We start from the raw sequence: 14,420 nt of genomic DNA on the forward strand, positions 1-14,420 counted from the left end.
TTGGGATAAGAGCTTCGTTGGCGCATGAAAATCCTGGCGATTAAGGGCGATGGTGTCCGCTTAAAAATACGCGGACACCATCGCCCTTAATGCTGGAGTTTTGAAGGTGACTTGGCCAGACGCTTACAAACGTCAACGTCGTGAGACGTCCTAACACCTTCAATCGATACATTAGTCTTAGCAGATACGCCTAACATCCGGAAGTGCTCCGCTATCTGTTCCTGAAAATCGTACCACTGCTTCGGATTCGTCATATTCGCTCGGGTGCATAGATTCGAGACTGGATTATTGAGTGTCGCTTGAAATCTTTCGTAGGAGGGAGATCGCTGCGCTTATACCCGTATGTGACAAGCTGAAGTATAGCTTCTCGTTTTGGTTAAACGCCTCAAAATGAGGGCTAAAACGCTGGTTGAAAAATCTGCTAACGTTGTTCTTATCCATGGGGAGATACTTATCTCCTTTCATCCTCAATCCTGGAATATTAGATTCGGCATTTCTCGCGATTTGCGTAGTTGTGAGAGGAAGAAGCCCATTTTTATGATCCATTAGCATCGATATAAGAAGCGCCTGCTCAAGTGGAAGAAACTCCACTATTTTAGAAATATCGCAATTAAATGGTATCAGATGAGAGTCATCAGTGAGAAACCGAAGCGTCATTCTTATGTAAGAGAATATGCTCTTCTCGTTTTGTATTGTTTTAGATTGTGCACGAATCGCATCGAGCCCCATTGCATTCTGCGCATCATTTTTTGTGCGAAATTCAGGTAAACTAATAGGCGCATCAGCACGATTTCTTTTACGGTTGCGTTGGTATCTAGTTTCAAGACTGCTATCTATGTAAAGTGTCTCAATACTAATACCTGAAAGCTCAGCCTCTAAGATCTTAATCTCTTCAGGGGAGCGAAACCCTGTAATTACAATGCCCGTTGTCGGCATATTTTTGAGGTAAGCGGCAATCTGACGGGCTACAATTCCCGGGTCTTTTTTTAAGGCATCTATGGCAAAATTCTGAATCTTCATCGTGGTCGTGTATCCATGCCTAGAATACAGAGCGCACCTCATAAAATCACTCGCCTCTATGTGTTGGTAAGCATGAAAGCGTGTGAGGGATGATGCCAAAACAGTTTTACCCGCGCATGTAGCACCGCAGATTATGTAGTTTCTTCTTGGGAAAAGCTCTCCCTGTAAAGGCTTTATCTGTGACTGTCTAGTATCAAGCAGATCCTTTTTTTTCAGAAAGGAGATCAACTTGCGCAAAGCTAGATTTCTAAAATCGTACTTCAGACTGGAGCTGACTGACAGCTGGCTTATAGGCTTTTTTGCCCCCTTGGGAACAAACCATTTATTGAATGTTTTATTGTCTAACCATGGATATACTTTATTTGTCTTGAAAGAGGCCTCTTCGTCAACAATAGTTCCAGCCACCTCACCTACAAATACCTTATATGTTTCCTCAGGCCTGTCACGCAGATGTGGCGGTAGATACAATACAATATCGGATCTGACCGTGACCCTTCTGTTGTTGCCTAGTAACTTCAGCTGTTGATCCAGGTCGGAGAATGTGGTCTCCCTCATCCAATATTTGACGTCTACGCCAGGAAACTCTTTGCCTTTGCTAAGAGCTTCGATGGCGATTGACGTATCTTCAATAAAAAAAATGCGATGCTGATGTTTTGATGCATACCTTGCTAGAAGGCTAGTGTTTTCGTTGTCAGTATTGAAAGCTATATTGGGCTGAAGAGGTTGGTCACCTCCTCCAGCGTTTTTTGCTAGCTTGAGGTTTGCGCTCTGAATGCTCTCTTTTAATAGCTCGTCCCGATCTTCGATACGCGGCTCATAGTATGGTTTCCCATAGTTAGGAGGCGGTAAGAGCATGATTGGGTGCTCGCGAAGCAAATACTCAAAGTGCGCTATTTTCGTTAGGTTTGAGGACAGAAAGAAAAGTTTAATCAATTTCTAAAGTCCTCCCTGAATTGTTGGGAAAGCATTTTGTCAGCCAGTAGTCACTTGCTAGGTTAAGGCTAGCGAGTACTGCATCAAGGTCATCAGACATGAAGTAGATAGCTGGACCTAAGCTAGAGAGACCAACGCATTTGGCTCCTGCTCCGTGCAGAGCTTTCCTCAGTTCAGCAAGGGAGTCCACCTGCGCACGCCATTCTGCCTCTTTCCATTCAATTCCCTGTATAGCGTTAACTGCCGAACAGAATGTGTCGAAATCCGACTCAATCGCGCTGCACGCCATCCCTGAGAGAGCATGATATATTGATTGCTGAACGGAAAGAGGATCTACAGGGCAAGTTCTGTTGAAAAAATTAATTTCCTCCTCTGCCGAAATTCTATAAGCTTTCGGTGCGACAATAATGCCAATCTGCCAACTGATCGGCAAAGGAAGACTCAGTATTTGGGTCGGTAAGATGGATGGGCCTTGCCTCGCGGCAGATGGGGCTAACGGTAAACTGGTAGATCTAACCCCGAGATCTATACTCATACCTCCACTGAAATAGGTATTAACTCCTACTCCAGAAGTTCCACCTCTCCCAGATGCTAATATAATCTGCCTTATATCAGCATTGACGTTGTTGAAGCGGTATGCAGCCTCGACGCAAGCTAATCGGGTGGATGTGCCAGTGCCAAATCCACTGTGCGGCGCCGGGCCGGATAAAAATGTTAGAGAGAACTTCTGTGCATACGCACGCGATGCATATAGCTGTTCTAAGAAAGCTATCAAAGAACCGATTTCTCGATCGGAGTAACCAGTTGCTCGATTGTCGATTATTTTAAAATTATTGCATGCAGCGAACTCGATTATTGTATCCAGTCCAGCTATGCAAAACCCAATACCTCCGTTTTGTCGGTACCCGCTATTGCTCATATCAAATAAATTGACATGAATGCGCCCAGGAGCTGTGATTTTTATTTTATTAAACATGATTGGGCGAGGAATTGTTTATTGTTTCGTTAATATACTGGAGGTATGGTTTTATATAGCGACCATCCTTATGGAATTTTATCGCCGGGGTATCCCTGCTCGGGATGTTTTTGAATATCGGACCAACTATGCAGTATGAGCCTGCGAGAAAAATACTGTGTGAAGGCTCGAAGTCATAATAGCGAATTTTAAAGTTTGAAGGGTACTGCGCTTCGATAGCTTGCGCCTTGGGGAGAGTTTTATTATTGAAATCTGAGAGATTCGGCTCAACAAGATATCTCACCTTAGGCAGAAGCAGAGTCACGTCGACATTTCGCGCCATTGCTTCCAGAAGGTCCTGTGATTGGCCATTTGTAGGGTTGGCGAAGTCATCAAGTAACCTGTTGCACGTGACGCCTACCACAACAATTTTATCTCCGACTTCCGTCTGCTTTATGAGTTTTCGGTAGTATTCTGCATCTTTTCTGTTCGGCAGAAACTCATCTAAGCCATGTTTTTTGTATTCGGCCAGGGTGTTTTGCTCAATGTACTGTGTGAAAAATTGAATCGCCGCAATACCTAAGCCCGTCACGAGGCCGCTAAGAACACCGATGTACCGAGCGTCGGCATTTGCATCTGTATAGTAGAGCATGGCGCTTATAGCTAGAGCAATTAATACTAATGCCATGAAGTACAAAAGAGGTGCTTGTACTACAAATCTCAATTTCGACATTTCCATTACGATCTCCCTATTAGAATAATTTCCTTTTTTGTTTTTTTACTCAGTGCATGGGGCATGTCATGTTCAAGCAAAGCAGTATGCTTGAATGTAGCTGAGAAAAAGCTCTTAATATCTTGCACATCAGGATATGCGTCGTGGACGTAAGAGAGGCAGACTGTAGAGTTCTTATGCTTCTCGATCAGCGTAAATAGATGGTCTTTAAATTGCTTCTTGCTCGTCCATTTACACATATCCTCTGGGCTTGAGATTGGTCGGTTAATCTTCGCTAAATCAATCTTGTCCTTCCATTGTCCTGGATTACATAGCCCCTCAAGAAAGTGATATCTATCCATGTAGGTTATGTCTTGCTTTTTCAGCGGTATATATGGCGGGTCAAGGTAGACAAAGTCAAAGCCCGATGGGATCGCAATGGCGTCAGTGCAGGGCAGAATGACTGGGCCGTATCTGGCGGGTTGTCGTGCTTTGATTATTTCGCCCAGTGCTCGGCGAATAAGAACCGAAAATGGTCTTTCCCAAGTCGCCCAGTTGCCGAACTTGGTGTCTCTAGTGTTGTTTTCTCTCAGATGTAAGTTCTTGCGATGGAAAAGATTAAACGGCCGCTTTTGCAAACACGCCTGCATCAGACAATATAATATTTCACACTTTTTAAGTGTGTTCTCGATTTTGCCCAGCTCGTCGATAGCGCCATCAAGCCAGTTGTTTTCTTCGGAAGTATAATAAATCCCATGAAAGTACTCAGATACAAATCCATGTACGGGGATAATTTTCGAGAAAAAATCTTCTAGATCTTCTTGAGTCGTAAGACACGGTTGGTTAGAAAGTAGAGCAGTTGCAGTAACTCGATTTGACTCCAATATGTCATTGTACGTGACCTGTTTGCCTAAATTTTTTAGAGCTAAGGACACCGTGGATGTTCCTCCAAAAATATCAAGCGCTGTTTGGAACTCATATTGTTGGAATTCACTAACCATCCAGCCGATAAGTCTACGTTTACTGCCGTAATACCTAGTCAATGGCAGATACGCCTTATCATGCTCTATATCTGAGTCCAGTTTAGCCTTGATTTTAGGGATGTCATTGCAAGGCAAATCTTCGCCTATGGTCAGGGAAGGTGGAGCATTGGGCCCTCCGCGCAACGACAAGGCCTCTCCATGGAGGACATCCTCGTGGTTCCCTCTGGAATCAGCGTTGAACATTCGGTGCTCCAATCATGCCAAATTTTCTCCATCGCCCGAATGGTGACTCGTTTCGATATTTAATAACCATTGAGAATCGAAGCTTGTTAATTAAGTCAGTAGCGCGGATATGCCAATGCTCGTTCACGTCAGAATACTTCCAGCCCGTGGCCATACCCCTTGGGTAAGTGACCGGGCGCTTGAGAAATCACCCTTCCTGTTCTGGATCGCGAATGACTCATCGCCACATCATCGCTTTTTGCGTTTGAGATTGCCACAGATCAACCACTGGCCGTCTTGGGGGATTGGCTCTCGCGGAGCGGGCTTGTTCCGCCAGAGCACCAGACCGTGGTCAGTTGAGAGATGGCTAGGGGCGATTCACTCCTACGTGAAATCCGAGCCCAAATACCTCTGCGACGATTCTAGATTTCAATCTCACACGTGTACTTTTTGCCCAAGGAACCCAAGGTCGACTTTTTCAACAGAATCGGCCGGTTTCTGCCATTTACCACTTTCAGCCTCGTATCAATCGTAACCTGTGTCCCGAGAGCGGCAGGAAGTTCACTCCTAATCAAAGATGAGAAGCAAGGGCGTAAAATCGATTACAAGCGACGGACCAGAGCGTGGATATCTGGCGGGAGTATTCCAACTAGTATTCCAATTAAAATAAAAAAATTAACTTAACGCTAATAATCAATGGCATAGGAGGCCAATTCAGATTACCCCGGCCCACCAACTCTCAACGACAAAGCCCGCCCCGTGCGGGCTTTGTCGTATCTGGGCATCTGATTCAAGCCAGTTTTTACGGTTTCCCAGCAACGCTTGCGCGGTGTTCTGCCGATCACACCTCAGCACAGTTTCAATAGCTCATCACCGACTCACTAGTGCAGCTTAGGTGCCAGGTTGGACTGGTATGCGGCGCCGGATCTATGCTTCGGGGCACAGAGGCAATTACCCGAAGGACGCTCATGAATATCTGGCTCGGTGCCGTACTGGCGGCCCTCGTTTCACTGACTGCCCACGCTGCCACCACCGACAGCACGCCTAGGATCCAGCAGGTCGTCTACAAAAGCGGCCATGGCAGCGTGCAGTTCAAACAATCGATCAAGGGCTACAAGACGGCGCAGTACAGGCTCAATGCCAAGGCTGGGCAGCTCCTGACGGTGGACTTCAAGCCCTCCAACACCTCCGCCTACTTCAACATCACTGCCAAAGGCTCTGATTACGCACTGTTCAACGGCTCGATGATGGGCAAACACTTTCTCGGCTCGTTACCCGCCGATGGCGAATACACGGTGCAGGTCTATCTCATGCGCAATGCCGCTCGGCGCAATGAAGTGGCCGACTACAACCTCTCGCTGATTATCGCCAACGGCGACGCTGTGGATAACCACGCGCCCTTTGACCAGAACCTGGCGTTGCAGGGCATCCACTTTCATGTGCAGGCGACTACTGTCGACGGCAAACCCACGTTGCGCATCGAACCCAAGGGGCTGGAAATCGACAACTCGGCGATGACCCGACCGCTTAACGGCGAGATCGTCCGTGCCGAAGTCGCCGACCTCAATAACGACGGCTCACCTGAGATCTACGTTTTTACGCGCGCCTCCGGTCGTGGCATGCCGGGAGAATTGATTGCCTACTCGGCCAACCATAAAAAATCCCTGAGCGATATTTACCTGCCGCCAGTCAGCGACAATCCGAATACCGCCGAGGGGTATCAGGGAGAGGATTCATTTTCTGTGGTGGAGAACTGGCTGGTACGGCGGTTTCCGCTCTACGACAGCGCCGACGCCAACGCGGGGCGGACAGGAAAAATGCGCCAGGTTCAGTACACGTTGGACGCTGGCGAGGCGGGCTGGATTTTACGGGAAGATAAAGTTACCGAGCGCTGACAGGCATACGGGAAGGTTCTTACACGCAACCTCGCTTCCTACATTTCGCATCCTAGGAAATTTCCCTCAATACGCGTCGACTTTCATGAACTGGTGAACAGGTTTTCAGGGGATTACCCTCCACGATTGCTGCCATCCAGCGGACGGTTTGACAGCCGCAACCGCAGAGATTGTTCATTCCACGGAGCTACGTCATGAAAAAAATCACCCGACTTACGCTTGTTGGACCGGTATCTGCCGAGGCGCAAACAGCCGGCCTGAAACCGCAACCCAACGCCACCAGCTCGAACCGATGCAATCCCCGCCGCACCATCCCCCTCAAGCAGATGCTCAGCGTACGTGACGACGTCGACACGACAACCCTGCTGGCGCATGCCAGTGACCTCCTTGAGTCCCTTGCGGTCATCAGCGCCAACTTTGCTGATGAGTTCGACGGTTCCCAGCGCCATGTTGCGGTGGCTATAAAGCAACTGAGTGCATTGGCCGAAATCGTGATCTGTCGGGTGCGGGACAATCTTGATCCCCGTCGATCGTGCGCCACCCCCGACCCTGAAGTTCGCCACTGACGGGCAAAACCTGCACCGGCCTCGTTGTCGACCTGTGTTTTATCGACCGGTGGAACGACATCGAGACAGCGCCTCGAGATGAATTTTTCTTCACTGCTGCCGCTGCGCCAAACCGGTACAGTCCACTCGCTCATTCAAGAAACTACGGTTCGCCCGCACTCTCCCGCGGGCTTTTTTTTGCCTGGCGTTTACGCTCCCTTTGCCACCATCGCTTGCCGTACTCCAGGTTATTGCGCGAACCTGCCAGCAGACTTCTCGCCAACCGGAGCTCCCGATGTCGCTGCTGACCTTGCCCTGCCAACGCCTGACGCTGGCCATCCTTGCCCCGGATCAGGCGGCATTGGAAAGTGATTTCTACCAGCGCAATCAACGCCATCTCGCGGCGTGGTCGCCGATCCGGACCACCGATTACTTCTCCACCGAACAGATTCGCCGCCGCCTCGACATTCAGGCCAGCGCGTTTGAAGCGGGACTGGCGATGCATTTCGCCCTGCTGACACCCGACGACCAGCAGATGATCGGTGCCTGCAATTTCAGCGGGATTATTCGCGGTGCGTTTCAGGCGTGTTATCTGGGTTATCACATCGACGAAGCGCATCAGGGCCAGGGCTTGATGCAGGAAGCGCTGGAGGCGGCCATCGCTTACATGTTCGAGACGCAGAACCTGCACCGGATCATGGCCAACTACATTCCTGGCAACGATCGCAGTGCACGCTTGCTGGAGCGACTGGGGTTTGAGCGTGAAGGCTACGCCAAGGCGTACCTGAACATTGCCGGACGCTGGCAGGATCATGTGCTGACGGCGTTGGTCAATCCGGCCTTCGAAGCGCCGGATCAGCGCTGGTCACGACGCTTGGCGTGAAATAAACGCTGACGTTCACAATTTGTTAAGCATTGGCGACGTATGCTCAGGTTTCCCGCCCCTTCCGGTTGCCTGAAACCCATGTCGCGTGCCGCCACTTCGCTGTTTCTGCTTGCCGCCCTGCTGTTTTTCTTCGCGCTGGGTAACCATCAATTGCAAGGCTCCACCGAGGCTCGCGTCGCGGGGATCGCCATGGAGATGCACCTGGACAATGACTGGGTAACCCCACGTCTGTTCGGCGAACCGTTTCTGGAAAAACCGCCCCTGAGTTTGTGGCTGGACGCTGGCGCCATGCGCGTGTTCGGTGTTTCGCCGTGGGCGGTGCGATTGGCGTCAGCGGTTGCCGGGTTGCTCAGCGTGATGTTGCTGTACGGCATGTTGCGTCGCTTCGAACGGCCAAAAATGGTCGCCTGGACAGCAGGAATTCTCCTGGCAACCATGGCCAGTTACTGGAGCAACGTGCGCGGCGTTGGCGAAGATGCCCTGCTCGCGCTCGGCGTGACCACGGCGTTGCTGGCGTTTTTCCAGGGGCAACGCGCATCGAGCGTAGGCAATGCGTTGCTGTTTATCGTCGGGATTGCCATCGCCACATTGAGTAAAGGCGTGCTCGGGCTGGCGATGCCGGGGGTAGTGATTTTCGCTTATCTGCTGGCCGACAACCTAATGGACAAGCGCTTGAAGGTCGGCGACTGGCTAAGGCCCGGGTTGCTCACGGTAATCGGGCTGATTCCGCTGCTGATCTGGCTGGCCGTACTCTATCAGCACAGCGGCGTGCAAGCGCTCAAGGAAGTGCTGCTGACCAACAGTGTCGGACGCTTCAGCGGATCGTTCGTCGAGGCCGGGCACTACGAACCGTTCTATTACTACCTGGCCAAACTGCCCGAAGCCTTCCTGCCGTGGAACATTCTGGTGTACCTGGGGCTGTGGCATGTGCGTAAAGAGCTGAAGGCCAATCGTTACCTGCTGTTTTTCAGCCTTTGGATCATCGTGCAATTCATCATGCTGAGCCTGGCATCGAGCAAGCGCACGGTGTACCTGATGTCGATGACACCGGCTGCTGCGGTGATTGCTGCGGAATACGCAGGCGTGCTGTTTGAGCGATTGAAACGGCACGAAACTGCCACCGGGTTCGTCGGAAAAATCGCCCGTCATCGTCAGACACTGGCAATGAGCATCCTCACGCTGGTGATCGTCAGTTACCTGGGCGCAGCGCAATGGGCACTCCCCCACGCGGATAAAAAACTCTCTTTCCTGCCGCTGACCGCACACATTCAGACGCTGCAGGCCGAAGGGCATCAGATCGCCCTGTTTCAGGCCAATGAACGTCTGGGTGGCGCTACCGTGTTCTACACCCAACGCGTGCTCAAGGGGCTGGATACCGATGCACAGTTGAGAGACTTCCTCGCCGCCTCTTCCTCCCACGTCGCCATAATGGCGGCAGACCGCGAACCCGCTGCGCCGTTGAAAGTGCTCAAGACGTTGATGGTCGCAAAGCAGGCGTACTACTTCGTCGGGTATTGAACTAGCGGGAGTACAAACAAGAAACCCGCCAGTAAAAGGCGGGTTTTCTGTAGCAATCGCAAAAACTCAGACAGACGCTTCTGGCTGCGAGCTAAAGGCCTGAGACTGCTTGTCCAGCACCGGCAACGCCAGCCGTGCCCCCCCATAAAACGCCAGCGCCGTCAGCAAACACGCCAACCACACGAAGATTCCAGCCCAGAACGTGTGGGACATGTAGTGCCAGCCCTGCAGAACCCGCGTCGTGCCGTAGACGAAACCGAGCAACAATGAACCCCACAGCAAGGCACTGGAAAAACGCCACTGATAGCGACGCGCTACGAAATACAACGCCAGCATGGTGAAACCACCGGACGCATGGCCGCCCGGCCAGCAACGCCCACTACCCGCTTCATGGAACAGCTGGAAATTGCTGTACCACTCGATATGGGCCATTTTTCCGCCATACAACGTCGTCTCGATCGGGCAGTAAACACTGGTGTGCGACTTGAGGAAATGGATCACGCCCGTACACACCGCGAAAGCCACCACCACAAACAGAAAGTCCCGACGGTGATCAGCGGTGAATCGCAGCACGGGAGCGACTTTGCTGCGCTCCAGAAACGCGCCAAGTCGAGGACGCTTCTGTGCATTGACCAACGGCCAGACCACCGACAGCAGCGCGCCGATCAGGGCGATTTCCGCCGTCCAGTTGGGAATGATCCGCGCCCATTTGTGCGTCAGTTTTTCGAAGAAGTGAATCTTGTCGAGCGGGAAGCTCTGAGTCAGTGGATCAAACAACAGATTGCTGAAGGCGATGTCGATTTTGGTCATGTCGAACATCAGGAACACCAGCGCCGCGCAGGCAAGCGGAATGCCGAAGTTATAAACGTAGAAGCGGGATTTCATCGGGTATTCACCGTGCGCCAGTCGGAAGCCTCAATAAAGCCGAGCATTTTCGGAGCCGCCGGGCTGGCAGCGGAAACAAACAGTGAAGCGCCGTAACCCAGGTTGGATGTCGGCACTTTCAGATCTTTTTCCAATTGCCCCATGCACTCGCTGTGGGTCACCAGAATCAGGTTACGACCGGGGATCTTGTGGGAAAGCGCGTCCTGCAACATGTGCCCCTTGCAGTTCATCAACCAGTCTTCGCCACTGGCGGCCCGATTGAACATGTAACCGGCCGTCTGCACGGTGCGCAGCGACGGGCTGTTGTAGATGTCGGCGTTGTTCAGGCCCAGTTGTTCGAACTGTGCACCGACACTGACGGCGGCACTGCGCGAACGGTCGGTGATGCCGTCATGGCCGATCAGGCACGGCGCACTGGAGTGATCGCAGCGCTCGACGTGGCGCACCAGCACGATCATGTCGCCCTTGGCCCACCCCGCCGCCAACGCCTTCGCACCGGCCACGTTGCCGTGGGCCAGATCCGGCACCGACGCCGGTGCCAGCAACCAAAGGGTCAGTGGAATCACCAACACCGAGGCCGCCAATACGACCCAAGTGTTTCGAAAACGCGCCAAACCGCTCAGATCAATCGAGCGCTTGGCGCCGAACAGACTCAGTCTCAGTTCCACAAAAACCGCCTCGCCAGCCAGCATCACTTGTCATTCGATGCGGCGAAGCTACAGACGCCCGTGTGGGCAGCCAGTGAAACCCATGTGAAAAAAGTCTTGGGATCGGCTTGTTACAAATTCTGTCGGACAAAATCCTTTCAGCTCTCGGATTTACGGCCGATACACACCTGCTACACCCTTGCTGGCTCAAAAAAACAACAATCTTCCAGCCTAACCGACGATCAAGAAACCCAACGTTTCTGGAGGAATTGTGATGAATAGCTGGTTCGGTAACATCAGCGTGAACCTGAAATTGGGATTGGGCTTCGGCCTTGTCCTGGCACTGACCTGCGTACTGGCCCTGACCGGCTGGACCAGCCTGGGCAGCCTGATTGACCGCAGTAACTGGATGAGCGACATCACCCAGCTCAACGCCGGCCTGACCAAACTGCGCGTGGTGCGCCTGCAATACATGCTGACCAACGGCGACGAGACCGCCGCGCAGAATGTGCAGACCACCCTCGACGGTTTCGCCGCACAACAGCAACAACTGATCAGCAGCTTCAAAAGCCCGGAAAACGTCAAACTGCTCAAGGAGCAGGCCGCGACCATCGCCGAGTACCAGACGTCGCTCAACAAAATGCGCAACGCCTACCGCACCGGTAACACCGCGCGCGAGACCATGGGCGCTAACGCCCAGACCGCTTACAGCCTGATTGAAGCGATCAGCACCCGCGTCCACCAGATGGCGATGAGCGAACAGCGTTTCGACCAGTTCCAGGCCATCACTTTCGCCAAGGAAGCGTTCATCCTCGCGCGCTACGAAGTGCGTGGCTACACCGCCACCACCAACGCCGAAACCGAGCAGAAAGCCATCGGCCAACTCGACGCGGCCATCGCCAGCCTCAAGCCACTGAATGTGCATTTCGGCGATACCCAGCAAGATGCCTTGCGTCAGCTGGAAACGGCGCTGATCAACTATCGCAGCGCGCTGATGGCCTACAAGTCCGCCAACAGCGAAGCCGTGCAGGCACGCAAGGAAATGACCGATCAGGGCAGCACTATCGTGAACCTGAGCGAGCAGTTGTATCAGATCCAGCTTGATCGCCGCGACGCCGAAAGCGCCCAGGCCCGCACCCTGCAACTGATCAGCACCCTGCTGGCTCTGCTGGTGGGCATCATTGCCGCCGTGATCATCACCCGTCAGATCACCCGCCCGCTGCAAGACACCCTTGCCGTGGTCGAGCGCATCGCCAGCGGCGACCTGTCGCAAAACGTGGTCGTCACCCGCCGCGACGAACTCGGTGTACTGCAACAAGGCATCGCCCGCATGGGCGTGACCTTGCGCGACCTGATCAGCGGCATCCGTGACGGCGTCACCCAGATCGCCAGCGCCGCCGAAGAACTGTCGGCCGTGACCGAACAGACCAGCGCCGGTGTCAACAGCCAGAAAGTGGAGACCGATCAGGTCGCCACTGCCATGCACGAGATGACCGCTACCGTGCAGGAAGTCGCGCGCAATGCCGAAGAAGCCTCACAAGCGGCCGCCGTTGCTGACGGCGAAGCCCGTGAAGGCGACAAGGTTGTGAATGAAGCCATCGCCCAGATCGAGCGTCTGGCCAGCGAAGTGGCGCGCTCCACCGAGGCCATGAGCGTGCTGCAACAGGAAAGCGACAAGATCGGCAGCGTCATGGACGTGATCAAAGCCGTGGCCGAACAGACCAACCTGCTGGCGCTCAACGCTGCCATCGAAGCGGCACGCGCCGGTGAAGCCGGTCGCGGTTTTGCCGTGGTGGCCGACGAAGTCCGTGGTTTGGCTCAGCGCACACAGAAATCCACCGAAGAAATCGAAGGCCTGGTCGCCGGCCTGCAGAACGGCACACAGCAAGTGTCCACCGTAATGAACAACAGCCGCGCGCTGACCGACAGCAGTGTTGCCCTGACCCGCAAGGCCGGCTCGTCCCTGGAAAACATCACCCGCACGGTGTCGAACATCCAGTCGATGAACCAGCAGATCGCCGCCGCTGCCGAACAGCAAAGCGCCGTGGCCGAAGAGATCAGCCGCAGCATCATCAACGTGCGCGACGTGTCCGAACAGACCGCAGCGGCGAGTGATGAGACCGCCGCCTCCAGCGTTGAACTGGCGCGGTTGGGTGGTCAGTTGCAGCAGATGGTCAGCCACTTCCGCGTCTGATTTCATCACCTGAATACCATCTACAACAAAGCCTTTGGCAACAAAGGCTTTGTTGTTCAGAACATCTAGTGCTTCGTTTTTATGTCCGTACCTACGCGCGACTGACTTTTATGTTACGACCTTCGAAGTCTCCTCCATCTAGATCATCAATAGCACTTTGGGCAGAGACGTCGTCTAAAAAAGTCACAAAACCAAACCCACGAGACCGCCCTGTTTCTATGTCCCTAATTATAATCGCGTCTTCAACCACGCCATAATTAATGAATACGCTTCTCAGCGAATCGTCCGTAGTATTAAACGAAAGGCCACCTATAAAAATTTTCACACTCATGGTTCGCACCTCTTGGCTTGCATATGTTAGTTCCACTCGCACGCCGAACATAACAATCCCGAAAAATTTTTACACCTGTAAGAAATACCAGGTTTTTAGACGAATTCAATCTAACCGTTATGCTGGAGTGGTATGAGGATTAGCACGAATAAAACAGCTTCAGTCTCGTATTCATAGATCCGCTACGTCACCTGTGCAAGAAGTGCCGCCGTATGGTCCTCGCGGTCTGCATATGCGCAGAGTTCATCAACAAGTTTCACATATCTTTGAAGTTCCCCCGCGTTTTTTAGCTGATCATGGCAAGCCGATAACGGAACGAACAAGCTAGTTATATTATTATCCAGACTGTTACTCACAAGTGAAGTACCGCTTTATGAAACACAAAACTATCGATTCAGCATCAACTAACACCCACTGGTTTCTGCATCTCGTCTATACATGAACTTTCCAACCATCAGACCGACATCTTAATCCTATCCTTTACACGTCAAGCTCATTTCTTTTCATTGACAACAAGTTCTAAAAACAAAGTCGTAAACGAAGCCATCGCGCAGATCGAGCGGTTGACCAGCGAAGTGGCGCGCTCCACCGAGGCCATGAGCGTGCTGCAACAGGAAAGCGACAAGATCGGCAGCGTCATGGACGTGATCAAAGCCGTGGCCGAACAGACCAACCTGCTGGCGCTCAACGCTGC

Annotated in this window: 12 protein-coding genes and 2 pseudogenes; 7 read left to right on the forward strand and 7 right to left on the reverse strand. The window is 52.4% G+C overall.

Annotated elements, in window-relative coordinates:
* Window positions 1–285 precede the first annotated feature (285 nt).
* The 4 genes from AACY02_RS25180 to AACY02_RS25195 form a co-directional block, all read right to left on the reverse strand.
* Entirely contained in the window at window positions 286–1,875 is a 1,590-nt protein-coding gene (locus tag AACY02_RS25180; RefSeq protein WP_339434249.1) for a non-canonical purine NTP pyrophosphatase, read from the reverse strand.
* A 70-nt stretch (window positions 1,876–1,945) separates the two neighbouring features.
* A complete protein-coding gene (locus AACY02_RS25185) occupies window positions 1,946–2,929 on the reverse strand; it encodes a beta-ribofuranosylaminobenzene 5'-phosphate synthase family protein (protein ID WP_339434250.1) in 984 nt (327 codons plus the stop codon).
* Window positions 2,922–3,647, reverse strand: coding sequence for a hypothetical protein (locus AACY02_RS25190; RefSeq protein ID WP_339434251.1), 726 nt, complete (start codon window positions 3,645–3,647; stop codon window positions 2,922–2,924). Before AACY02_RS25190 ends, AACY02_RS25185 begins: the two co-directional genes overlap by 8 nt.
* Entirely contained in the window at window positions 3,647–4,846 is a 1,200-nt protein-coding gene (locus AACY02_RS25195) for a DNA adenine methylase (RefSeq protein ID WP_339434252.1), read from the reverse strand. The genes AACY02_RS25190 and AACY02_RS25195 overlap by 1 nt, the downstream gene beginning before the upstream one ends.
* A 947-nt stretch (window positions 4,847–5,793) precedes the next feature.
* Between AACY02_RS25195 and AACY02_RS25200 the strand changes: the two genes are divergently transcribed.
* From AACY02_RS25200 to AACY02_RS25215, 4 genes are all read left to right on the forward strand, one after another.
* Window positions 5,794–6,720: a hypothetical protein gene (locus AACY02_RS25200; RefSeq protein WP_339434253.1), complete on the forward strand. Its 927-nt coding sequence runs from the start codon at window positions 5,794–5,796 to the stop codon at window positions 6,718–6,720.
* A 194-nt stretch (window positions 6,721–6,914) separates the two neighbouring features.
* The gene (locus tag AACY02_RS25205) at window positions 6,915–7,286 is read left to right on the forward strand and encodes a DUF6124 family protein (RefSeq protein WP_339434254.1); all 372 of its coding nucleotides are present in this window, start codon (window positions 6,915–6,917) and stop codon (window positions 7,284–7,286) included.
* 274 nt (window positions 7,287–7,560) lie between these two features.
* The gene (gene rimJ / locus AACY02_RS25210; RefSeq protein WP_339434255.1) at window positions 7,561–8,148 is read left to right on the forward strand and encodes a ribosomal protein S5-alanine N-acetyltransferase; all 588 of its coding nucleotides are present in this window, start codon (window positions 7,561–7,563) and stop codon (window positions 8,146–8,148) included.
* A gap of 81 nt (window positions 8,149–8,229) precedes the next feature.
* The gene (locus AACY02_RS25215) at window positions 8,230–9,669 is read left to right on the forward strand and encodes an ArnT family glycosyltransferase (protein WP_339434256.1); all 1,440 of its coding nucleotides are present in this window, start codon (window positions 8,230–8,232) and stop codon (window positions 9,667–9,669) included.
* 66 nt (window positions 9,670–9,735) lie between these two features.
* Here the strand turns inward: AACY02_RS25215 and AACY02_RS25220 are convergent, their stop codons facing one another.
* Together AACY02_RS25220 and AACY02_RS25225 are read right to left on the reverse strand one after the other, a co-directional pair.
* Window positions 9,736–10,554: a phosphatase PAP2 family protein gene (locus tag AACY02_RS25220; RefSeq protein ID WP_339434257.1), complete on the reverse strand. Its 819-nt coding sequence runs from the start codon at window positions 10,552–10,554 to the stop codon at window positions 9,736–9,738.
* On the reverse strand, window positions 10,551–11,222 hold the full coding sequence (locus AACY02_RS25225; RefSeq protein WP_339434258.1) for a histidine phosphatase family protein: 672 nt from the start codon (window positions 11,220–11,222) through the stop codon (window positions 10,551–10,553). Before AACY02_RS25225 ends, AACY02_RS25220 begins: the two co-directional genes overlap by 4 nt.
* A 388-nt stretch (window positions 11,223–11,610) precedes the next feature.
* Here AACY02_RS25225 and AACY02_RS26140 point away from each other — a divergent pair.
* Window positions 11,611–12,489 (forward strand): annotated as a pseudogene (locus AACY02_RS26140) (methyl-accepting chemotaxis protein); the annotation flags it as partial.
* Window positions 12,490–12,690: 201 nt separating this feature from the next.
* Window positions 12,691–13,395 (forward strand): methyl-accepting chemotaxis protein, encoded by a 705-nt coding sequence (locus AACY02_RS26145; protein WP_445262007.1) that lies wholly within the window; start codon window positions 12,691–12,693, stop codon window positions 13,393–13,395.
* 91 nt (window positions 13,396–13,486) lie between these two features.
* Here AACY02_RS26145 and AACY02_RS26150 read toward each other — a convergent pair whose 3' ends face one another.
* Complete coding sequence (locus tag AACY02_RS26150; RefSeq protein WP_445262006.1) at window positions 13,487–13,777, reverse strand: RNA recognition motif domain-containing protein; 291 nt, start codon at window positions 13,775–13,777, stop codon at window positions 13,487–13,489.
* Between the two features lie 473 nt (window positions 13,778–14,250).
* Here AACY02_RS26150 and AACY02_RS25235 point away from each other — a divergent pair.
* Window positions 14,251–14,420, forward strand: a pseudogene (locus AACY02_RS25235) (methyl-accepting chemotaxis protein); the annotation flags it as partial.

This window comes from Pseudomonas sp. EA_65y_Pfl2_P78 (assembly GCF_963970495.1).
Lineage (GTDB): Bacteria > Pseudomonadota > Gammaproteobacteria > Pseudomonadales > Pseudomonadaceae > Aquipseudomonas > Aquipseudomonas baetica_A.